The following is a 22,512-nucleotide window of genomic DNA, read 5'->3' as shown; positions in this document are numbered from 1 at the left end:
AACGCAGCTTGCCACGAATTTGTATTTAAAAAACTGAGGAGATAAAAAATGTCTAAGTCGATTGATTATAAAACTTCCGGAGTCGACGTCCACAAAGCCGATGCCTTTGTAGATCGTATCAAATCACTGGTCCCAACGACCTTTAACGATCAAGTCCTTCAAGGAATCGGTGGATTCGCCGCGGTTTACAAATTGAACGACAAAAAATATCTCGCATCTTGCACGGACGGTGTGGGTACTAAACTCAAACTCGCGCAAAAAGTGGATAAACATCACGGCATCGGTATCGACTTAGTCGCCATGTGCGTGAATGATCTTCTCTGTGTAGGCGCGCGTCCGATGTTTTTCTTAGATTACATGGCCTTCGGAAAACTCGACACGCGCGTCAGTGAGGAACTCATCGCAGGAATGGTCGACGGCTGCAAACAATCCGGCATGGCTTTAATCGGTGGCGAAACAGCCGAAATGCCCGGAGTCTATCAAGACGGAGAATATGATCTCGCAGGTTTTAGTGTCGGGGATCTGGCTCCCGAAGAAATGTTCTCAGAAGAACGCATGAGTGAAGGCGATGTTCTCATTGGTCTTGCTTCGAGCGGATTTCACTCTAACGGCTATTCTCTTTTACGCAAACTTGTAAAAGACGAAGAAACGGAACTCATGAAAGAACTTCTTGAGCCCACAAAAATCTACGTACAAATTTTCGAAGATCTGCGCAAAAAATTCCCAACAGCCTTGCTCGCAACAGCTCACATGACGGGCGGGGGCCTCGACAACATTCCGCGCATGAGCGAAAACTTCGATTACGAAATCAATTACTGGCCGACGACAGCCGAAATGGCTCCGGTCTTTAAAACAATTCTTCAAAGAGTCGATATTTCCAAAGAGGAACTTTTCCGCACATTCAACATGGGGGTGGGCTTTACTCTTCTGATAAAAAAAGACCAAGCAGTTTCCGTTTTAAGTCACCTGCACGAAAACAAAGTCAAAGCCTGGCGCCTAGGAGAAATACGCAAAGGCCACGGCCAAATTGAGATGACAGCAGCCTGGTCGTAATTCGTTTACGCCACCTTAGCTTGAGTCACCTGCGGCAAGCGGATTTTAAAACAAGTGTGAGGTGAATCTTCGTCAATGACGATATCGCCATTGTGTGATTGAACGATCCCGTGGGAAATACTTAGGCCCATGCCGGTTCCTTTACCGACTCCTTTTGTCGTGAAAAAAGGATTAAATATCTTTTCCCGCAATTCAGGAGGAATGCCCGGACCGCTGTCTGTCACTCGCAGTTCCGCTCCCTCTGGGGTTTCCACAAGACGGACTTCAATCCACTTGTCGGGAAGTCCTTCGATAGCGTCGTGCGCGTTGTTTATCAGATTTAGCAAGACCTGACAAAGTTGTACGGATCGACCTTGAACCATGACAGGATGATCTAAAGTAACAACACGAAGTTGAACGCCGTGAAGCTTGCAACGTTCCGTGCACAAGGAAACGGTGTCTTCAATTACAGAGTGAAGATCCGTAAGCTCAAACGGATCTTGGTTGCCGTTTCGGGCAAAAGATTTTAAGCCGCGAATGATTTTTGCAACGTGATCGACGGTTTTATCAATTTGCATCAGGGCATGTTCTAAAACCAGCATGTCCGGAATATCTCCTCGCACTTCACCTGTGGCTTGTGCAGAGAGAAGCTTGATAGTGGCAAGAGGCGTATTGATTTCGTGAGCCATGCCTCCAGCCATTTCCCCAAGGGCGGAAAGGCGAGAAGCCTGAATGTTCAGAGTTTTTTGGTAGTCCAGTTCCCGCGTTCTTTCGGTAACCAACGATTCAAGATCTTCATTGTGACGGGCCAACATTTTATCGCGCTCATTTAAGGCATGAGTCATCTCTGTGAAAGACTGGGCGAGCTGGCCTAATTCATCCTCACGTTGGGCGAAGGTGTAGAGGTGAATGCTGTAATTCCCTTGAGCGACTTCTTTCGCGCTGGAGATCAAGTCCATTAAAGGACGTGAAATTTCCCGACGCAAAACGAAGAATAATACAATCAACTCAACCACTAAAGAAAAAACTCCCGCGCCTAAAAGAAAACCGACGTTTTCCAAAGCGGTCTTACGCACGATAGATTTGGGATATTCGGAAACGAGATACCAATCAGGACCAGCGATTTTTGCAATCGCTAAATAGTTGTCATGTTCATCGGAAATCACTTCGGCAGAGCTGTGATTCCCCAATAATTGAAATTGAGAAAGCAAAACTTCATCTTTGCTGGATTTGATGTCATATTTACCGTCATGCTTTTGCAACTCTTCTAAATGCGTGGGATGCGCGATCAAACGACCGTCTGCACGCACAACATAATTGCGACCGCCTTTGAGATGATCATTCAGCGTGCGGTTGATAAGTTCCGTTACCATCACATCATGATGAACCGAACCCAAAAACTCTGCTCCGTCATAAATCGGTGTTGAACCTGTCACCATCCAGATCTTAGAAACCTTGTCATAGAAAAGTCCCGTCCAAGCCGTCTTTTTTTGCGGATCTTGAGCCGGCATCGAAACAGAGGCGTATTCCTCCTCAGGCATATTCAGAGTGTTTTTTGCATCCAGAGCCCAAAGAGGTTGTTCGGGCCAATAAAGAACAATGGCATTTTCCGGAAATGTAAAATAAGTGTCCTGAAACCGAGAGTGATAAGCGGGGCCCATGCGATTGCATAGATCATACGCCGCTAGTGTGCGCGCCATGAAGGAAAGACTTTGATCGGCCTGTGGTCCAATAAAAATGCCTGAAAGATTTTTACCGTCGAATTTTTCATCTCTATTGCGAGTAGCACCGTCGTCATATCGTTTTACAAGTTTAGAGTATCTTCCTGGAGTGAGTGGGTCCTTCAGATTCTTTTTATACTGCAAAAGAAATTCTTTTTTCAGAATCTCGTGATTTTGTTGGGCCTCATCGAAAACAATGCGTTCACGGGCTTCCCTCTCGGCATTATAACTGGAGAGAGTGTTTTTACTTTGCTCTTCAATCGTGTGTTTTAAGTGCAAATAACCGCAAACCGTGACAATTAAGACCACGACTGTAATTCGCAAAGCCATTTTCCAAAGAGTTCTAACGGAGAGGCTTTTTAAATTCATGAAGCGGCCTTTTGTTGTTTAAGCACTTTAGATAAAGCCGAAAGACATTGTGAATCCAGAGAGTTTTCCTTGTACTTTTTCATGGCCATAAATCCCTCTTGGGCATTCAAAGGACGCGGATTGCTGGGGCTGGGAAGGGTGTAGTTACAAAAAGCATTCGCCACCGCCACAATATGAGTCATTGGATGAATTCTTTTATGATCAATGCCGCGAGGATAACCCTGACCCAACACATCTTCGTGATGCTCGTACGCCACTTGAATCACCTCTGAAGGCACATTTTTTAAAGACTCCAGAATTTCTTTTCCGCGAGTGGGATGAGTTTCAATAAGAGAGCGTTCTTCCTGGGTAAGAAGAGCGCGCGATTTTTCCAAGATATGTTTAGGAATTTCTTTTTTTCCGATATCGTGGAAAAGACCCGCCAAAGAGATTTTAAAAAGCGTTTGCGGAGACTGCCAGCCCAGTTGTTTTGCGATCATCACAGAAAAAATACTGACACCTAAACTGTGTGTATAGAGGTGATCCGTGTGAGTGCTTAAAATTTCCAGCATCGTGAAGGTCTCTTGATCTTCAGTCATGATATTCATACTCGTGGTAAGAAAATCTTTAGCGTTGCGGAAAAGGGCTTCATCGGTTCCTTGCACGAACGCCTGCTGGACAAGCATTTCTCCCGTGTATTGCATGAAGCGAAGTTTTTTTGCGCGCTCCACTTGCCCGCTGGCGGAGACAGCCTTGGAAACAAGAACTGTGAAGCCAACAAGCTTCCCAAAGTCTTCCTGACGAATATAAAGATGAGTCACTCCCTTTTCACGAAGAGTGTTGATTTTTTCAGGAGAAAGACGTCCGCCCTGATGGGCAATTTTAATGTATTTACTCGATGTCATGCGAATGTAGATCGCAAAATCGGATTCTTTGTCAGAGACGAAGTCTTCAATGGGAAGTTTGCAGAACTCTTTGTCTAAATCCACCGGAACGGCAGGTCCTGCGGGGGCTTCTTCTTCTTTAAAGATTCGTTTGATCTTCTCAGTCAGCTCGTCTTCCTTAAACGGCTTGGCCAAAAAGTCATCGGCGCCTAAGTTGTGGGCTTGTTGTGTTTCCAAGATTTGCGAAAATCCAGTCATTAGAATCACAGGAAGGGGCTGGTTCTTTTTAATCCAGGTCAGCAGTTCAACGCCGCTGAAGTGAGGCATTTGAATATCTGAAATCACCAGATCCGGAGGGCTCATTATTATAAGCTCGCGGGCCATTTTTCCATTATTGGCTTCTATGATTTCATATTTTTTTCCCAAAATACTTTTGACGGCCGAGCGAAATAAATTGTCGTCTTCGACCAAAAGGATCTTTTTCATCGTGTCTGCGCCTCCACTGTTCTTATCGGCGTGGATTTGCGTTTAATCTCGACGAGGTGAACTCACTTTTTCATTTGTAATGAATCTCAGAATGAGAAAAGGGGAGCCGTTTACCGTGGCCCCCCTTTAAAGCTAAAGTGGCTAAGAAGTTAAAATCCCCAAACTCCTCTTCCACGTAAATTCACAATAGTATCCTCGCGGCCAATAAGATCGACTTCCAAACTTCCTGTAAAAAACCCCACTTGATTGGGTCGGAAGAGGACCCGAATGGTGCATCTTTGTCCAGGCCATAAGACGCCGGGACAATTTTCTTCGTCTCTGAAGCGGTCGCCGTTCGTATTGATACTGTTGATATAGAACGGAAAGCGGCCATTGTTACGGAGATAGAAGCGCACGGATTTAGTTGTGTTTACGAGTGTCCGGCCGAAATTGTAGGAGAGATACTGTGTCTGAATTTGCATATCTTCATTGCCGATGTCGATGCCGTAAACCTCTTCAGAAAAGGACGGCGCTGTAGTCTCATCGGCGTTGCTCGGCACGGCAAAGAAAATGCTGAGAAGTAAGAGAAATAATAATTTCATAGGCACCTCCTGTCTCCTCTATTTTTTCTGTAAGGAGCGAGGCGCGCAAAATAAAATCCAAGAATGCATGAGTTGTCATACAAAGTCGGAGCTAGGAAATGTCAAAATTTAAAAACTAGCTTGATGACGGAGGCCCGAAGGCCTCGTTAGTCGGATTTTCTTTTTAGAATGACATTAATGTCGTTTATCTCTTCTTGAAAATAATCATTTTCTCGCAATTTGATTTCTGCGGTTTCAAGTTCTCCGTTGCGCGCTTTCTGCAAAATTCTTCTCATATTGAAGAGAGGTCCGGCGATGCGACTTGTAAGTCGATTGAAAATATAAACACCGACAATCAAACTAAAAGAAACCGGAATGATTTGATAAACGAGGAAGCTTATTTTATAGCGAGCAATAAATTCCAAGGCCGACATTGTGCCCACCACACGTTGCACCTGATCTAAGAAAAGATAAGCAGTAAAAACTTGAACTATAAAGAGGGCAACAATGAAGACACCGACGTACATCAGTACGTCGTATTGAACCTCGCGGTTCACTACCATCTTGCGGCGGGGCTTAAATATAGACATGTGTTTTTTGCTCCTAATAAGATTGTAGCGCACCCCTAAAAAACCTCCATGAAATGTCGGACGCAGCGCCATTCCGTCCCCAACTGAGACGTTGCTCCGTTCGCCCCCTCGCACCGAAGGTTGCGTTGCGCCTCCCAGAATGAGAAGCTAGGCTCACTTCCTTTAGGAGCTTCCCATGAATAAAAATCTTCGTGCTCATCCGATGAGAAATCCGATCATATTGGCATTGGACGTGGACACTCGCGATCAAGCGATGCGAATTGCCGATGACGTTGCTGATATCGTCGGTGGAATTAAGTTAGGTCCGCGCTTATGTCTTCGCTACGGCATGGAGTTCGTCAAAGAAATGGCGGCAAGAGCTCCGATTTTCCTCGATAACAAACACTTCGATATCCCCTCCACAATGGAAGCGGCCGTCAGAGCTAGTTTTGAAGCAGGAGCATCGCTTGTGACTGTGCATGCCCTCAGCGGATCGGAAGCTCTGAAAAAAATGGCGGAAGTGGAAAAGGAATTAAATCAAAAGCGTCCTTTTAAAATTCTCGCAGTCACGATTCTGACATCGTGGGATCAGAACTCTTTGCCGGTGAATATGAAAGAGCAACCGATTGCTCAACACGTGACGGATCTCGCGACACTGGTGAAAGATTCGGGTCTTTCAGGTATTGTCTGCTCTCCTCACGAATTAGACCTTTTACAAAACCGCGATCTTTACCTTGTCACGCCGGGAATTCGCTTTAGTATGCAGGATTCTGGCGATCAAAAACGTATCATGGGCCCTAAAGAAGCTCTCCGCAAAGGAGCATCGGCTTTGGTGGTAGGTCGTCCGATCCTTGAAGCAAAAAACATCAAGGAAACTGCAACTGATTTCGTAATGGCTGTATATGAAGAAAAATAATTCTCGTCCTGGATCTCGCAACTCTCATTCTCATTCACAACGTCCTCCGCAAGGTGGTCGTCCCTCTGGAGGCGGTCGCCCTCAGCAGGGGAGAGGTGCTCCTTCTCAACGCTCTGAAAATCAAATTCCTCGCGAGTGGCGCATCGTCATCGGTACGCACGCGATTAATGAGGTTTTAAAAGTGCGTCCTCAGGAAGTGAAGGGCATGTGGATTCGTCAGGGATGGGAGAGTTCCAATGACTTGCGCGAAATGCATGAGCTTGCTCTTGAGAGCCGCGTGAAGGTCGACATCAAGCCTGAGACTGTGATCGAAAAGTTCGGTTCGTCTCAACAAGGTGCTGCGATTTTCGTCGATGGAGCGCCGACTTTGGATATGCAAGGTCTAGAAAATTTTGAGAAGTCCATCGTCTTGATGTTGGACGGTATCGAAGATCCGCACAACCTGGGTGCAATTGTGAGAACTTCTTGGCTTGCAGGTGCTCAAGGTGTCTTGATTCCGGAAGATCGCGCGGTGGGTCTAACTCCAACAGTTCATAAAGTCGCTTGCGGCGGAGTTGAACACGTCCCTGTTGAAGAGACGACGAATTTCGCTAAGTATGCGGAAGAATTAAAAAAACAAGGTTATTGGATTTTTGGACTAAGTCCCCGTGGAAAACGATCTATTTTCGAATTAGATCTTCCCGACAAAGTTGTTTGGGCAGTTGGTTCGGAAGACAAAGGTTTAAGAGTGACAACGGAAAGACTTTGTGATGAATTGGTTTTCATTCCGCAGGCTAGCTCTTCAGCGAGTTACAACGCATCCGTAGCGACAGCTATGGCGTTAACTGAGACGTTGAGGCAGCACGCGCCGCGCGGAAACCGAAAAAAATCGTAATCTGTTAAATAATTATCTTTGACGGACATAGATTTTATCCGTAAAACATTTCGGTTATCTCAGTAAGGCTGGTTTAGCTCAATTGGTAGAGCAGCTGATTTGTAATCAGCAGGTTGCGGGTTCGAGTCCCATAACCAGCTCCATTTTTTTCTGAGTCAACATTCACAACTGGGTAGGTGCCCGAGTGGCTAAAGGGGACGGACTGTAAATCCGTTGACTTGCGTCTACGAAGGTTCGAATCCTTCCCTGCCCACCATTTTGAATGCTGACTCGGAAGGGAATGGGAAGAGAAGTTTACTTCTCTTCAGGGCGTTCTGACTGGGCGGGAATAGCTCAATTGGCTAGAGTATCTGCCTTCCAAGCAGAGGGTTGCGGGTTCGAGACCCGTTTCCCGCTCCAACTTTCAGAACTATACGCCCATGTAGCTCAGTGGTAGAGCACACCCTTGGTAAGGGTGAGGTCGTCGGTTCGGCTCCGATCATGGGCTCCACTTGTTACTTATTGATTTGATATTAGTTAATGGTTTAAGACTTAAAAATAAATCTCTGCAGGAGGAATAATGTCTAAAGAGAAATTTAACCGTTCGAAGCCGCACGTAAATATCGGCACAATCGGTCACGTTGACCATGGTAAAACAACTTTGACTGCTGCTATCACTACTACTCTTGCAGCAGCTGGTAAAGCTCAGGCGATGTCTTACGATCAAATCGATAAGTCTCCTGAAGAGAGAGAGCGTGGTATCACTATCTCTACAACTCACGTTGAGTACGAAACTGACAAACGTCACTACGCTCACGTTGACTGCCCAGGACACGCCGACTACGTAAAAAACATGATCACTGGTGCCGCACAAATGGACGGAGCTATCCTAGTAGTTTCTTCTGCTGACGGTCCAATGCCACAAACACGTGAGCACATCCTTCTTGCACGTCAAGTAGGTGTTCCTGCTCTAGTTGTATTCATGAACAAAGTTGACATGGTTGACGATAAAGAATTGTTGGACCTTGTTGAACTTGAAGTTCGCGAACTTCTTTCTAAGTACGAATTCCCTGGCGACGAAATCCCAGTAGTAAAAGGTTCTGCTTTGAAAGCTTTGGAAGGTGACACTTCTGAAATCGGTCGTCCAGCTATCATGAAATTGATGGACGCTTGTGATGCTTACATCCCTGAACCAGTTCGTGCTACTGACAAAACTTTCTTGATGCCAGTAGAGGACGTATTCTCTATCTCTGGTCGTGGTACAGTTGTTACTGGCCGTGTTGAGCGTGGTATCGTTAAAGTTGGTGACGAGATCGAAATCATCGGTATCCGTCCAACTCAAAAAACGACTGTAACTGGTATCGAGATGTTCCGTAAGCTTCTTGACGAAGGTCAAGCGGGCGACAACTGCGGCGTTCTTTTGCGTGGTACTAAAAAAGAAGAAGTTGAGCGTGGTCAAGTTTTGGCTAAGCCAGGTTCTGTTAAACCTCACAAAAAATTCAAAGCAGAAGCGTACATCCTTACTAAAGAAGAAGGTGGACGTCATACTCCATTCTTCAACGGTTACCGTCCTCAATTCTACTTCCGTACAACTGACGTAACAGGCGTTTGTACTTTGAAAGCTGGAACTGAGATGGTTATGCCTGGTGACCGCGTAGAGTTGGCTGTTGAGTTGATCGCTCCAATCGCAATGGAAAAAGAATTGCGTTTCGCGATCCGCGAAGGTGGCCGTACTGTAGGCGCCGGCGTAGTTGTTGAAATCCTTGAGTAGGATTAACGCAGCATAGGCTGAATTAAAATCACCCGGGGGACTTCTTGACAAGAGAGTCCCCCTCGGTGTTTCTTGACATGCAATTGTTTTCACTAATGAGAATTGGTCAAGCGCTAGGAGCAAGGAGAAAGGCCTACTATAAAGTAGGCCGCCGACGCGGCGACGACGTGATTGGCCGATTATCATTAGTGAAAAAGTGCAGGGGTGTAGCTCCAGTGGTAGAGCGAACGACTCCAAATCGTTAGGTCGTGGGTTCGAATCCCTCCGCCCCTGCCAAATTAAAATGTTAATGCATCCTAGGAATGGGGAACTATGGAAAAAGCTAACTCTAAGATTTTGACATCCAGCTTTGCAGTTGCAGCTATCTTGGTCGCTTTGACAGCATCTCTTCTTATCAAGGCATTTGCAGGAGCATTCGGTGTTGTTGCCCGTGCTGCTGACTCAGATGTGGTAAGACACGGATTGCCAGTAGCTTTGGGTCTTGTGGTATTTGCGGTTCTTCAATTCAACCCACGTGTTAAAACTTGGGGCGAAGAGGTTGTAACTGAAATTCGTAAAGTCGTATGGCCGACTCGCAAAGATACAACAGCTATGACTATCGCTTGCGTAGTGATGGTTCTTATCTCTAGCGTGATCATCAGTTCTTTTGATTTGATTTCGGGCTTTTTTATTAACTATCTAATGAAGTAAGGACGGGCAGATGGAAAAAAAGTGGTACATCGTTAACGTTCAAACTAGCTGTGAAAACACGGCTAAAAAAGCTATCGAAGAAAAAATTAAGTCCAATAAAATGGAAGAGTTTTTCGGCGAGATCTTGATCCCTGCTGAAAGTGTTGTTGAGCTTGTAAAAGGCCAAAAACAAACTAAATCGCGTAAATTTTTCCCAGGATATATCTTCGTTCAAATGTTTTTGAATGATGAGACTTGGCATTTAGTACGTAATTCGTCTAAGGTGACGGGCTTCGTAGGCGGTACTAAAACTCGTCCTCCGGAAGTTCCGGAAGCCGAGGTTCTTCGTGTAACTCAGCAAATGGCTGGTGTTGCAGAGAAGCCAAAACCAAAAGTGAAGTTCGCTGTAGGTGAAAATGTGACTGTTATTGACGGTCCATTCTCGAACTTCCAGGGTTCCGTAGAAGAAGTGAACGAGGACAAAGGTAAGTTGAAAGTCCTTGTCAGCATCTTCGGTAGACCAACTCCAGTGGAATTGGACTACATTCAGGTTGAAAAAAATTAATTTAAGCGCTACATAGGGTGGCACTTAGAACAAAACGGGACCTCTAAGGGTTCCGTTTCTTATTAACAAACCTCTTGCAGGAGTGGGTCATGGCAAAAAAAGTTACAGGAATGATCAAGCTGCAAATACCGGCAGGGAAAGCTAATCCAGCTCCTCCCGTTGGACCGGCACTTGGACAGCACGGGGTAAACATCATGGAATTCTGTAAGCAGTTCAACGCTCGTACACAAGCGTTGGGTGATAGCATCATCCCTATCATCATCACTGTTTACCAAGACAGATCGTTTACTTTCATCACAAAAACACCACCGGTGTCTTCTTTGATCAAAAAGGCGTTGAAGCTTGAATCAGGCTCAAAACAGCCTCAAAAAGACAAAGTAGGCAAAATCAATAACGATCAAATCAAGCAAATCGCTACAACGAAATTGCCTGATTTGAACTGCTTGAAAGTTGAATCAGCAATGTCACAAGTTGCCGGTACAGCTAAGAGCATGGGCATCGATATCGCATAGGGGTGATGTATGGCAGGTAAGAAATTCGAAGCAGCCTCTAAGAAGGTTGATTCTCAAAAAAAATACTCTGTTGAAGAAGCATTCAAACTTGTGGTAGCGACAGCTCCAGCTAAATTTGATGAATCTATCGACGTAGCTTTGCGCTTGGGTATTGACCCTAAGCAATCTGATCAACAAGTACGTGGCGCGATCTCTTTGCCTCACGGTCTTGGTAAAAACGTTAAGGTTGTTGTTTTCGCAAAAGGTCCTAAAGAGGCTGAAGCGAAAAACGCAGGTGCTGACTTTGTTGGCGCAGACGACCTAGTAGCGAAAATCCAAGAAGGTTGGTTGGATTTCGATAAATGTATCGCGACTCCAGACATGATGGCGACTGTTTCTAAAGTTGCTAAAATCCTTGGACCTCGTGGTTTGATGCCGAATCCAAAAGTAGGTACTGTAACTATGAACGTTGGTGAAGCAGTTGCTGCCGAGAAAAAAGGTAAGCTTGATTTCCGCGTTGATAAAGCAGGTATCGTACACGCTGGTATCGGTAAGAAATCTATGGGCGATGCTAAACTTCGTGATAACTTCATGGCTCTTTTGGGCGCGATCGTTAAAGCGAAACCAGCATCTTCTAAAGGTATCTACCTTCGCACTATCTCCGTAGCTTCAACTATGGGTCCTGGTGTGAAAATTGAACCAAATGCGGCTGCAGCTGCAACTGGTTCTGCTGAGTAAATATAATTTTTAATTGCGATCAGAGACAGTAGGTTTCTTTTAGTGGATCTAATCCCGCGACTGTGCGGGGCCTACCGAGATAAGGCAAAGCCGACCTGATTCGCACAAAGGTTCTCCGGTCAAACGGGGAACTTAAATCTAACGAAAGGAGGCTCACACATGATCACTCGCGCAGATAAAGAGCAAGAGATTAAGCTTATCACTGAAAAGTTCGGTAAAGCTAAAGGAGCCTTCATCGTCGACTTCAAGGGCATCAAGGTTGAGCAAGTTACTACTTTGCGCAAAAAATTGAATGCTGCTGAATCAGAGATGAAGGTTGTTCGTAACACTCTTGCGAAGAGAGCGTTCAAAGATCACCCAGCTATTGAAAAAGCATTTGCTAATTCAATGAAAGGTACTAACGCCATCGTATTCTCATACGGTGAAGTGAACGCTACAGCTAAAACACTTGCTGAGTTTGCTAAGGACGTAGAAGTTCTTCAAATCAAGTCTGGTGTTATGGATGGCGAAGCTTTGGATGACGCTAAAATTAAATTCTTGGCGACTCTTCCTGGCAAAGACCAACTTCGCGCTATGTTCCTCGGTACACTATTGGGTGCAGGTTCTGCACTTGCTAGATGCTTGAATGCTTACGCTGAGAAACTTGGTGGCGGTGCTACTACTGAAGAAGCTCCTCAGGCATAAGCTTGCGGCGCTATAAATTGAATTAATAAATAATTTTATCCTCTGGAGGATTTAAAAATGTCTCTAACTAACGATCAATTGGTTGATGCGTTGTCTCAAAAAACAGTTCTTGAGATCGCTGAACTTGTAAAAATGCTTGAAGAAAAATGGGGCGTTTCTGCTGCTGCTCCTGTAGCTGCTGCTGGCGCTGGTCCTGCTGCTGCTGTTGAAGAAAAAACTGCTTTCGACGTTATCTTGGTTGATGCAGGCGCGAACAAAATCAACGTAATCAAAGAAGTACGTGGTTTGACTGGTTTGGGTCTTGCTGAAGCTAAAGCTCTTGTTGAAGCTGGCGGAAAAGCAGTTAAAGAAGGCGCTACTAAAGAAGACGCTGAGAAAATCAAAAAAGCTCTTGAAGCTGCAGGCGCGAAAGTTACTGTTAAGTAGTTTTTGCTCTCATTCGAGAACATGCCGAAAGCCTCTGGTTATTCCAGGGGCTTTTTGCTTTTTTACGGGTCTTCGTTGATAACGGGGCCGCCTTAAAATAGTAAATGGCTAACTTCATTTTTCAGACGCGCGCTTCCGGCGCTCGCCGGCCTTGGATACCGCATCCTGCGGGGCCGGAGGTCTGAAAAATGAAGTTAGCCATTTACTATTTCAAGGCTCCTTGCTTTCAAGTCTTCATTAAACAAAACTTGTTCTCAGGGCTTAGTTTTCTTTGAGGGAAATTACTTAAAGTAAGTCTGCTTGGTGTCTTAGGTATCTGGGCGCTTGGCGCGCCGTTGTTTTACCAAGCAAATCCCAGTTTTACTGCCATTGCGTCTTGGCCTTCGATGTTGTTGGCTCTGTCCCAGTCAATGCTTAGGCGGCTGTATTCGATGCCGTAAACTAAACCTTTTCCGTAAGAAGTTATGCCGATGGAATAGTATTGGTGAATCCCTTTATCGTTGTAGGGGCCGAAGCTTCCGTGTGGGTTTGTGACGTCTGTTTTTACTTCGTTTGATTCGTAAATGTATGAAATATAAGGGACTATTTTTTCTAGTTTATAGCCTAAGCTAATGCCGGCTTGCGCGGTTTTTACTTTGGATTCGGCTTTAGATTCGCTGCTGCCTGAATCTTGCGATTTCGAAGTCGTTCTTTCTCCGTAAGCTCCCTGGATGCTGGCTACCCAGTTTTGTGGGCCCGCTCCGTGGTTCAAGAATTGGTAGCGTAGGCCGAACAGAGAATTATCTAACGTGATATCTGTTGCCTTAAAGACTGTGAGGCTTGCGTCGACTCCGATATTATTAATCATCATTAGATCACCGACATCCACATCTTCGTTCACTTTAAGGGAGCTTCTTGTTGGTGGATTTGACGTGATGTCATTCACAACCGTGATTTTTGTGACGGCCGAGCCAACTCCGGCAATGTGGCCGCTCCACTGGTTTTCACCTGTGACCGGGACGGCGAAGTGAGAAGCTCTAAAATTGATCGTATGTGAGCATCCTGATAACAAAACAAGCAGTGTAAACCCGAATAATGCTTTCATAGGTCTCCTAAAGGTGCTTTTAGGGTAGGCGTGGACATGTTCTTTGACAAGTTCCGGACTAAGTGATGGAGAAATTCCCGCTTAGGGTTGCGAGGAGTTTGACGCCATGTATAATTGGCTGTTTTCACTCTGCCTGGAATAGTGCCAAAAACCACTAGAAACACTTGATTTCTTCAAAACTTCCGGTAGTTTGAATTGCTTGTCTTTTATTTAATGTGGGCCTTGGAATATTCCCCCCGAAGCGAATATCCGATTTTCTTATCACGGAGAGTACATTGGAAAAAACTCCAGTTACGGCTTCTAACATTCGAGTTAGAAAGTCATTCGCGAAAAATAAGCAAGTCATTGATATCCCAAATCTGATTGAGTTGCAGAAGTCTTCTTACGAAGCTTTCATTCAAAAAGATATGGATCCAGATCGCCGTGGCGAAGCTGGTCTCAATGGCGTTTTCAAATCTGTGTTCCCAATCACAGACTTCAACAACACTGCAAGCCTTGAGTTTGTATCTTACACTCTAGAGCCAGCTAAGTACGACGTGGACGAGTGCCGTCAACGTGGTATGACTTTCGCTGCGCCAATCAAGGTGACTCTTCGTCTGATCGTATTCGACGTTGACGAAGAAACTGAAGCACGTTCTATCCGTGACGTAAAAGAACAAGAAGTTTACTTGGGCGAAATCCCATTGATGACTGCTAACGGTTCTTTCATCATCAACGGTACTGAGCGCGTTGTTGTTTCTCAGTTGCACCGTTCTCCAGGTGTGTTCTTCGATCACGATGGTGGTAAGAACAATGCTTCTGGTAAATTGATCTACTCTGCGCGCGTGATTCCTTACCGTGGTTCATGGTTGGATGCTGAGTTTGACCAAAAAGATTTGATCCACGTTCGTATCGATCGTCGTCGTAAATTCCCTGTGACAATTCTTTTGAAAGCATTGGGTTACAACGCTGAACAACTTCTTGAATACTTCTACGACCTTGACGAAGTTTACGTTAAAGGCGGCAAGTTGTTCCGTAAGTTGGACATCGAAAGAATGTCAGGCCAAAGAGCTTTGACTGATATCGTTGATCCAAAATCCGGCGAAGCGCTTGTAAAAGCGGGTCGTCGTATCACTCGTGCGATCGTTAAGAAGATCAAAGATCTTAACATCACTGAGCTTGAAGTTGAGCCAAACGACCTTGACGGAAAAGTTTTGGCGAAACCTCTTATCGACGAATCTACTGGTGAGATCATCGCTGATGCGAATGCTGAGTTGAACTCTGCAATCATCAAGCGTTCTATCGAAGCCGGTATCGATCGTTTCTTCATGATCTTCTTCGACGGTTTGACTGTAGGTCCTTACCTTCGCAACACATTGTTGGTTGATAAAGTATCTAACAAAGAAGAATCACTTGTTGAGATTTACAAACGCCTTCGTCCTGGTGAGCCTCCAACTTTGGAAGCAGCTACGACATTCTTCGGTCGTTTGTTCTTCGATCCAGAAACTTACGATTTGTCTGAAGTTGGTCGTATTAAGATCAACCACAGATTCGGTATTTCTATGGATGAGTGCCCTCCTTCACACAGAACACTCACTCACAAAGATATCTTGAGCACTATTAAAACTTTGATCGACCTTAAAAACGGTCGCGGCGTTATCGATGATATCGATCACCTGGGTAACCGTCGTGTTCGTTCCGTAGGTGAGTTGCTTGAGAACCAATACCGTATCGGTCTCGTTCGTATGGAGCGCGCGATCCGTGAACGTATGTCTCTTCAAGATGTTGAGACAATGATGCCTCACGATCTAGTCAACGCGAAACCAGTGAACGCGGTTGTTAAAGAATTCTTCGGTTCTTCTCAATTGTCACAGTTCATGGACCAAACAAATCCATTGTCAGAGATCACTCACAAACGTCGTTTGTCAGCTCTCGGCCCTGGTGGTTTGACTCGTGACCGTGCAGGTTTCGAAGTGCGTGACGTACATCCTACGCACTACGGTCGTATCTGCCCAATTGAAACTCCAGAGGGTCCAAACATCGGTTTGATCGCCTCTTTGGCGACTTACGCTCGTATCAACAACTACGGTTTCATTGAGACTCCGTACCGCAAAGTTGATCACGGTAATGTTTCTAAGGACATTAACTATCTATCTGCTTTGGAAGAAGCGGGTCATCACATTGCTCCAGCAGCACGCGATGAAGCTGGTAACAAAGCGATCCAAACTCCAACGACGATCACTCGTCGTGATGGTGAGTATGAGATCGTAGATAAAGACAAAGTTGCTTTGATGGACGTTTCTCCGTCACAACTCGTTTCTATCGCAGCTTCTTTGATTCCATTCCTTGAGCACGATGACGCCAACCGTGCCTTGATGGGATCGAACATGCAACGTCAAGCGGTGCCATTGCTCCGTTCTCGCGCTCCACTTGTTGGAACAGGCGTTGAGAGACTTGTTGCTCGTGACTCTGGTACTTCAGTCGTTGCTCAAAACGACGGTATCGTTGAAGAAGTCGATGCATCTCGTATCGTTGTTCGCCGTTTTGCAAAAGGCGGGGAGCTTGGTGCGAACGTAGACATCTACAACCTCACTAAGTACCAACGTACAAATCAAAATACATGCTTCAACCAAAAACCAATCGTTACTGTAGGTGACAAGGTTTCTAAAGGCGACATCATCGCTGACGGTCCTTCTACAGAGCTTGGTGAGTTGGCTCTAGGTCAAAACATCCTAGTAGCGTTCACTCCTTGGCAAGGTTACAACTTCGAGGACTCCATCCTTATTTCTGAACGTTTGTTGAAAGACGACGTTTACACGTCTATCCACATCGAAGAGTTCGAGTGCGTAGCGCGTGATACAAAACTTGGTAAGGAAGAGATCACTCGCGATATCGCTAACGTTGGTGAAGAGGCTCTTAAAGACCTCGACAGCTCTGGTATCATCCGCATCGGTGCGGAAGTTCGTCCAGGCTTCATCCTTGTTGGTAAAGTAACTCCAAAAGGTGAAACTCAGCTTTCTCCAGAGGAAAAACTTTTGAGAGCGATCTTCGGTGAAAAAGCCGGCGACGTTCGTGATACATCACTTCGTGCGCCATCTGGCGTTTACGGAACAGTGATCGACGCACAAGTTTACTCTCGTGAAGGTGCGGACCGCGATGAGCGTTTGTCTTCAATCATCGAAGAGAAAAAACGCAAACTAGAAAAAGACTTGGCTGTAGAGCAAAACGTTATCAAAAATAACGCGATCTCTAAACTTCGTGACATCCTTGTTGGTAAAACAACAACGGGCGTTCTTTTGAACGAAGACGGAAGCCAAAAACTTTTGAATAAAGGTCAAGACATCACAGAGGCGGATCTAGAGACAGTTCCATTTGAATTGTTGAACTACATCCCACTTGAGCAAGACCTTGAATTCCAAGTGAACAAAATTATCGACAATGCACGTAACCAGCTTGATGCCGTTAAATTGGTATTCAACGAGAAGATCGATCGCCTTCGTAAAGGTGACGAGCTTCCTCCAGGCGTTATCAAAATGGTTAAAGTTTACGTTGCTATCAAACGTAAAATGCAAGTCGGTGACAAGTTTGCCGGTCGTCACGGAAATAAAGGTGTTGTTTCCAAAGTATTGCCTGCGGAAGACATGCCTTATCTAGCTGACGGTTCTCCGGTTGACATGGTTCTAAACCCACTGGGCGTTCCTTCTCGTATGAACATCGGTCAGATCCTTGAGGTTCACTTGGGTTGGGCTGCGCACAACTTGGGTAAACAACTCGGCGAACACTTGGCTAAGTGGAATGCTGAAAACGCTCGTACTGAAATGAAAGATATCTTCAGTGACGCTGATATCTCCGCAAAACTTGATAAAGCGGACGATGCTTCATTGAAACAAATGGTAACTCGTATGAAGAACGGTATCCACGTAGGAACGCCGGTCTTCGACGGTGCTCGTGAATCAGACGTCAAAGGCTTGCTCACTAAAGCGCAAGTTCCAACATCTGGTAAGTCCATCTTGTTTGATGGTCGTACAGGTGAGCCGTTCACGAACCCAGTTACTGTGGGTATCATGTACATGCTTAAGCTTCACCATCTTGTGGAAGAAAAGATCCACGCTCGTTCTATCGGACCTTACTCACTCGTTTCTCAGCAACCACTGGGCGGTAAAGCACAGTTCGGGGGCCAACGTCTCGGGGAGATGGAGGTTTGGGCGATCGAAGCTTACGGTGCTGCTTACTCACTACAAGAATTCCTCACTGTTAAGTCAGATGACGTGGCAGGAAGAACTCGTATGTATGAAAGCATCGTGAAAGGTGAAAACATCCTTGAGCCAGGACTTCCAGAGTCGTTTAACGTTCTCGTGAAAGAGCTTCAGTCTCTTGCATTGAATGTTGAGTTGATGGAGTCCGACATCCTTCGTGATCAAGATGAAGATCTTGGTGACGACGGTATCGGGGGTGAAGAAGCAATTGTTCAGGCGCCGTCTTCAGACGAGCCAGGACAACACTAATTAATACTTTAACAACAGGGGTGTTCTTTGAGAGACTTGTTGAATTTTTTCGATAAACCAAAAGATCCACTTTCGTTTGACGCCGTACGAGTATCGTTGGCGTCACCTGAAATGATTCGTGATTGGTCATTTGGTGAAGTTAAGAAACCTGAAACTATCAACTATCGTACATTCAAACCAGAACGTGATGGTTTGTTCTGTGCGAAAATCTTCGGTCCTATTAAGGATTACGAGTGCTTGTGCGGTAAGTATAAACGTATGAAGTACCGTGGCGTCGTCTGTGAAAAGTGCGGCGTTGAAGTGACACAAACTAAAGTACGTCGTGAACGTCTTGGCCATATTGAGCTTGCGACTCCGGTTGCGCACATTTGGTTCTTGCGCTCATTGCCTTCCCGTATTGGTAACTTGCTCAACCTTTCTTTGAAAGACGTTGAAAAAGTTCTTTACTGTGAAGCACACGTTGTTATCGATCCAATGGAAACTACATTGGAAGAAGGTCAAATTTTGACTGAAGAAGCTTACCAAGCCGCTCTTAATGAGTTCGGTCCAAGCTTCAAAGCAGGCATGGGCGGTGAAGCTGTTCGTGAATTGCTACGCAAAATTGACCCTGAGTACTTGTCTCGTAAACTTCGTATGGAAGTGAAAGACACGAAATCAGAAGCGCAAATCAAAAAATTGACGAAACGTCTTCGCGTTGTTGAAGCCTTCAAAGGCTCTATCAACAAGCCAGAGTGGATGATGTTGGAAGCCCTTCCAGTTCTTCCTCCTGATCTTCGTCCGTTGGTACCACTTGATGGTGGTCGTTTCGCGACTTCAGATCTGAATGATCTTTACCGTCGTGTTATCAACCGTAACAACCGTTTGAAACGTCTTCAGGAGCTAAATGCTCCAGATATCATCATCCGCAACGAAAAACGTATGTTGCAAGAAGCGGTTGATGCGTTGTTGGATAACGGCCGTCGCGGTAAAACGTTCACAGGTCCTAACAAACGTCCTCTTCGCTCTCTTTCTGATATGTTGAAAGGTAAGCAAGGTCGTTTCCGTCAAAACCTTTTGGGTAAACGTGTCGACTACTCTGGCCGTTCGGTTATCGTAGTTGGTCCGACATTGAAACTTCACCAATGCGGTCTTCCTAAGAAGATGGCTTTGGAACTTTTCAAACCATTCGTTTACAACAAACTTGAAGAAAAAGGTTTGGCGACAACGATTAAGCAAGCGAAACGCCTTGTTGATCAAGAGACAGTAGAAGTTTGGGATATCTTGGCTGACGTGGTTAAAGAACATCCAGTTCTTCTCAACCGTGCACCAACTCTTCACAGACTTGGTATCCAAGCTTTCGAGCCAGTACTTCACGAAGGTAAAGCAATCCAATTGCATCCTCTGGTGTGTACGGCGTTCAATGCCGACTTCGACGGTGACCAAATGGCGGTTCACGTTCCACTTTCTGTGGAATCACAAGTTGAAGCTCGTGTATTGATGATGTCTACGAACAACATCCTTTCTCCGGCGAACGGTAAGCCAATCATCAATCCATCACAAGATATCGTGTTGGGCTTGTACTGGTTGACTCGTATTCGTCCGGGAGCCAAAGGAACTGGTAAAGCGTTCTCTACTGTTCAAGAAGCACAGTACGCTTACGAAACTGGTTTGGTTGACTTGCAGGCGGCATGTAAAGTTCGTATCAACGGCAAAGTTCAAGAGACTTCCGTAGGTCGTTCTATTTTGTCTGACATCGTTCCTAAAGAAGTTCCGTTCAACGAAGTGAACGTAACAATGAACAAGAAACAAATCGCAGCTTTGATCGATAAGACATTCCGTCTTGCCGGTGCAAAAGCGACTTGTATCTTGGCTGATAAGATCATGGAACTTGGTTTCAAATATTCAACTGCGGCAGGTATGTCGATCGGTATCGACGACATGGTGATCCCAGCAGCCAAAGCGACAATGATCGCAGACGCTGAGAAACAAGTGACTGAAATCCAACAGCAGTACGATGAAGGTTTGATCACAGATGGTGAGCGCTACAATAAAGTGGTGGATATCTGGGCTCAAACGGGTGACAAGATCGCAAAAGAAGGTATGAACGCGATCGAAAAACAAACTTTCGTAGTTGATGGTAAAGAGGTTACAGGACCTTCTTTCAACCCGATCTACATTATGGCTGACTCCGGAGCCCGTGGTTCCGCAGCTCAGATCCGTCAGTTGGGTGGTATGCGTGGTTTGATGGCGAAACCTTCTGGTGAGATCATCGAAACTCCGATCACTGCGAACTTCCGTGAAGGTTTGACAGTTATCCAGTACTTCATCTCTACGCACGGTGCGCGTAAAGGTTTGGCCGATACAGCATTGAAGACAGCGAACTCTGGTTACTTGACTCGTCGTTTGGTTGACGTGGCTCAAGACGTTGTTGTGTCTGAAATTGATTGCGGAGTTGAAGACGGTTTGGAAATCACTCCAGTTTACGAAGCTGGTGAGATCATCCAAAACATCGGTGACCGTATTCTTGGTAGAACTGCTTTGAAAGACGTTGTTGATCCAATGAGCAACACTGTTGTTGTTAAAGCAAACCAAGAGATCACTGAAACTGACGTAAAAACTATCGAGAGCTTGGGTATCGACAAAGTCGACATCCGTTCAGCTCTTACTTGTAAATCTAAACGTGGCGTGTGCGTGAAATGTTACGGCCGTGACTTGTCTCGCGGTAACACTGTGAACCTTGGTGAAACAGTGGGTATCATTGCAGCACAATCAATCGGTGAACCAGGTACTCAGTTGACGATGAGAACGTTCCACTTGGGTGGTGCGGCTTCTCGTGCGGTTGAACAATCTGTTCATACAACTCGCCATGACGGTACTATTAAACTTGTGAACGTTCATGCAGTGACAAACCGTAACGGTAAGTTGACTGTGATGAATCGTAACGGATCTGCTCTTGTTATCGACGAGGCAGGTCGTGAGCGTGAAAACTTCAAGCTCGTTTACGGTGCTGTTTTGAACTTTAAAGAAGGTGACAAAGTCACTAAAGGTCAAACTGTAGCTGAGTGGGATCCATATTCGAATCCGATCATCGCCGAAGTTTCTGCGAAGATCCAATACAGCGATATCGAAGAAGGTTCGACAATGCAGGAACAAGTCGACGCGGTAACTGGTTTCGCGACTAAAGTTATCATGGAGTCTAAGTCTTCTGACATTAAGCCGACAGTGTTCCTTGTAGACAACAATGGTAAGACATTGAATCTTCCAGGCCGTGAAATCCCTGCGCGATACTTAATCCCAGTGGGTGCACAGCTTCTGGTTTCTGACCAACAGGAAGTTCATGCCGGGGACGTTATTGCGAAGATGCACCGTGAAGCTTCGAAAACGAAGGATATCACAGGGGGTCTTCCTCGCGTCGCTGAATTGTTTGAAGCTCGTAAACCGAAAGAAGCAGCTATCATCTCTGAGATCGATGGTTACGTGACATTCGGTAAAGACGTTAAAGGTAAACAACGTGTGATCGTAACTCCTGAAGTGGGTGAGCAAAAAGAATACCTCATCCCTAAAGGTAAGCACGTGGCAGTAAGAGAAGGTGAGTACGTAAGAGCCGGTGAGGCGTTGATGGACGGTCCAACAAATCCTCATGACATTCTGGCGGTTCTAGGTGCGAAAGCTCTTTCTGCGTACCTTGTGAATGAAATCCAAGAAGTTTACAGACTTCAAGGTGTTGGTATCAACGATAAGCACATCGAAGTGATCGTTCGCCAAATGCTACGTAAAGTAGAAATCAGAGACGCTGGTGACAGCCGTTTCTTGGCGGGTGAGCAAGTTGAAAGATATGCTTACGAAGAAGAAAATGATCGTATCAACCGTGAAGGCGGACAACCTGCTACAAACAGCCCGCTTCTTCTAGGTATTACGAAAGTTTCTTTGAGCACTGACAGCTGGATTTCAGCGGCGTCATTCCAAGAGACAACGAAAGTCCTTACAGAGGCAGCGATCAATTCTCGCACAGACCATTTGCGTGGTTTGAAAGAGAATATCATCATGGGTCGCTTGATCCCTGCAGGTACTGGTTTGACTTCTTACAAACGTTGGAAAGTGTCTGTAGCAGAAGACGACGATACTCAATTCGTTGCATTGCCAGGAATGGCAACTACTGCTCAACCTCACCAGGGTTAGTCAGTCGTCGGCCCTCCGGGTTTTTCCGGGGAGTTGATCAAAATAGATGTAAAAAGCTCAAAAAGGGGATCTC

Annotated in this window: 17 protein-coding genes and 5 tRNA genes; 17 read left to right on the top strand and 5 right to left on the bottom strand. The window is 45.6% G+C overall.

What is annotated here, in order from left to right; genetic code table 11:
• Positions 1–48 precede the first annotated feature (48 nt).
• A complete protein-coding gene (purM, locus tag ACLSSO_RS14130) occupies positions 49–1,053 on the top strand; it encodes a phosphoribosylformylglycinamidine cyclo-ligase (protein ID WP_413943189.1) in 1,005 nt (334 codons plus the stop codon).
• Positions 1,054–1,058: 5 nt separating this feature from the next.
• Here purM and ACLSSO_RS14125 read toward each other — a convergent pair whose 3' ends face one another.
• From ACLSSO_RS14125 to ACLSSO_RS14110, 4 genes are all read right to left on the bottom strand, one after another.
• The gene (locus ACLSSO_RS14125) at positions 1,059–3,122 is read right to left on the bottom strand and encodes a sensor histidine kinase (protein ID WP_413943188.1); all 2,064 of its coding nucleotides are present in this window, start codon (positions 3,120–3,122) and stop codon (positions 1,059–1,061) included.
• The gene (locus tag ACLSSO_RS14120) at positions 3,119–4,471 is read right to left on the bottom strand and encodes an HD domain-containing phosphohydrolase (RefSeq protein ID WP_295905661.1); all 1,353 of its coding nucleotides are present in this window, start codon (positions 4,469–4,471) and stop codon (positions 3,119–3,121) included. The genes ACLSSO_RS14125 and ACLSSO_RS14120 overlap by 4 nt, the downstream gene beginning before the upstream one ends.
• A gap of 149 nt (positions 4,472–4,620) precedes the next feature.
• Positions 4,621–5,052, bottom strand: a complete 432-nt coding sequence (locus ACLSSO_RS14115; protein ID WP_295905662.1) for a choice-of-anchor D domain-containing protein — start codon at positions 5,050–5,052, stop codon at positions 4,621–4,623.
• Between the two features lie 146 nt (positions 5,053–5,198).
• Positions 5,199–5,621, bottom strand: coding sequence for a HAMP domain-containing protein (locus ACLSSO_RS14110; protein ID WP_413943187.1), 423 nt, complete (start codon positions 5,619–5,621; stop codon positions 5,199–5,201).
• Between the two features lie 175 nt (positions 5,622–5,796).
• On the opposite strand from ACLSSO_RS14110, the gene pyrF reads away from it, so the two are divergent.
• From pyrF to rplL, 14 genes are all read left to right on the top strand, one after another.
• Positions 5,797–6,516, top strand: coding sequence for an orotidine-5'-phosphate decarboxylase (gene pyrF / locus ACLSSO_RS14105; RefSeq protein WP_413943186.1), 720 nt, complete (start codon positions 5,797–5,799; stop codon positions 6,514–6,516).
• Positions 6,503–7,390, top strand: coding sequence for a TrmH family RNA methyltransferase (locus ACLSSO_RS14100; RefSeq protein WP_413943185.1), 888 nt, complete (start codon positions 6,503–6,505; stop codon positions 7,388–7,390). The genes pyrF and ACLSSO_RS14100 overlap by 14 nt, the downstream gene beginning before the upstream one ends.
• Positions 7,391–7,457: 67 nt before the next feature.
• Positions 7,458–7,533: transfer RNA gene (locus tag ACLSSO_RS14095), tRNA-Thr, on the top strand.
• Positions 7,534–7,560: 27 nt separating this feature from the next.
• A tRNA-Tyr gene (locus tag ACLSSO_RS14090) sits at positions 7,561–7,646 on the top strand.
• Positions 7,647–7,712: 66 nt separating this feature from the next.
• A tRNA-Gly gene (locus ACLSSO_RS14085) sits at positions 7,713–7,789 on the top strand.
• Between the two features lie 16 nt (positions 7,790–7,805).
• A tRNA-Thr gene (locus tag ACLSSO_RS14080) sits at positions 7,806–7,880 on the top strand.
• Between the two features lie 69 nt (positions 7,881–7,949).
• Positions 7,950–9,140, top strand: a complete 1,191-nt coding sequence (tuf, locus tag ACLSSO_RS14075; RefSeq protein ID WP_340592626.1) for an elongation factor Tu — start codon at positions 7,950–7,952, stop codon at positions 9,138–9,140.
• Between the two features lie 200 nt (positions 9,141–9,340).
• Positions 9,341–9,416: transfer RNA gene (locus tag ACLSSO_RS14070), tRNA-Trp, on the top strand.
• A gap of 36 nt (positions 9,417–9,452) precedes the next feature.
• Positions 9,453–9,830 carry a preprotein translocase subunit SecE gene (secE, locus tag ACLSSO_RS14065; protein ID WP_295905397.1) on the top strand — a complete coding sequence of 126 codons (378 nt, stop codon included), beginning with the start codon at positions 9,453–9,455 and terminating at the stop codon, positions 9,828–9,830.
• Positions 9,831–9,840: 10 nt separating this feature from the next.
• Positions 9,841–10,374 (top strand): transcription termination/antitermination protein NusG, encoded by a 534-nt coding sequence (nusG, locus tag ACLSSO_RS14060; RefSeq protein ID WP_295905396.1) that lies wholly within the window; start codon positions 9,841–9,843, stop codon positions 10,372–10,374.
• An 89-nt stretch (positions 10,375–10,463) separates the two neighbouring features.
• Positions 10,464–10,886 (top strand): 50S ribosomal protein L11, encoded by a 423-nt coding sequence (rplK, locus tag ACLSSO_RS14055; protein WP_038448239.1) that lies wholly within the window; start codon positions 10,464–10,466, stop codon positions 10,884–10,886.
• 9 nt (positions 10,887–10,895) lie between these two features.
• Entirely contained in the window at positions 10,896–11,603 is a 708-nt protein-coding gene (rplA, locus tag ACLSSO_RS14050) for a 50S ribosomal protein L1 (RefSeq protein ID WP_295905390.1), read from the top strand.
• Positions 11,604–11,762: 159 nt separating this feature from the next.
• The gene (gene rplJ / locus ACLSSO_RS14045; RefSeq protein WP_063204872.1) at positions 11,763–12,287 is read left to right on the top strand and encodes a 50S ribosomal protein L10; all 525 of its coding nucleotides are present in this window, start codon (positions 11,763–11,765) and stop codon (positions 12,285–12,287) included.
• A 57-nt stretch (positions 12,288–12,344) separates the two neighbouring features.
• Positions 12,345–12,713, top strand: coding sequence for a 50S ribosomal protein L7/L12 (gene rplL, locus ACLSSO_RS14040; protein WP_284608038.1), 369 nt, complete (start codon positions 12,345–12,347; stop codon positions 12,711–12,713).
• A 340-nt stretch (positions 12,714–13,053) separates the two neighbouring features.
• On the opposite strand, the gene ACLSSO_RS14035 is transcribed toward rplL, so the two are convergent.
• Entirely contained in the window at positions 13,054–13,797 is a 744-nt protein-coding gene (locus ACLSSO_RS14035; protein ID WP_413943184.1) for a hypothetical protein, read from the bottom strand.
• Between the two features lie 275 nt (positions 13,798–14,072).
• On the opposite strand from ACLSSO_RS14035, the gene rpoB reads away from it, so the two are divergent.
• Both rpoB and rpoC read left to right on the top strand, forming a co-directional pair.
• The gene (gene rpoB / locus ACLSSO_RS14030; RefSeq protein ID WP_413943183.1) at positions 14,073–18,281 is read left to right on the top strand and encodes a DNA-directed RNA polymerase subunit beta; all 4,209 of its coding nucleotides are present in this window, start codon (positions 14,073–14,075) and stop codon (positions 18,279–18,281) included.
• Between the two features lie 27 nt (positions 18,282–18,308).
• Positions 18,309–22,439 (top strand): DNA-directed RNA polymerase subunit beta', encoded by a 4,131-nt coding sequence (rpoC, locus tag ACLSSO_RS14025; protein WP_413943182.1) that lies wholly within the window; start codon positions 18,309–18,311, stop codon positions 22,437–22,439.
• The last annotated feature ends 73 nt before the right edge of the window (positions 22,440–22,512 follow it).

This window comes from Bdellovibrio sp. HCB-162 (assembly GCF_047344985.1).
Lineage (GTDB): Bacteria > Bdellovibrionota > Bdellovibrionia > Bdellovibrionales > Bdellovibrionaceae > Bdellovibrio.
The sequence above is the reverse complement of the archived record's forward strand: the minus strand, read 5'-3'. Positions and strand labels throughout refer to the sequence as shown.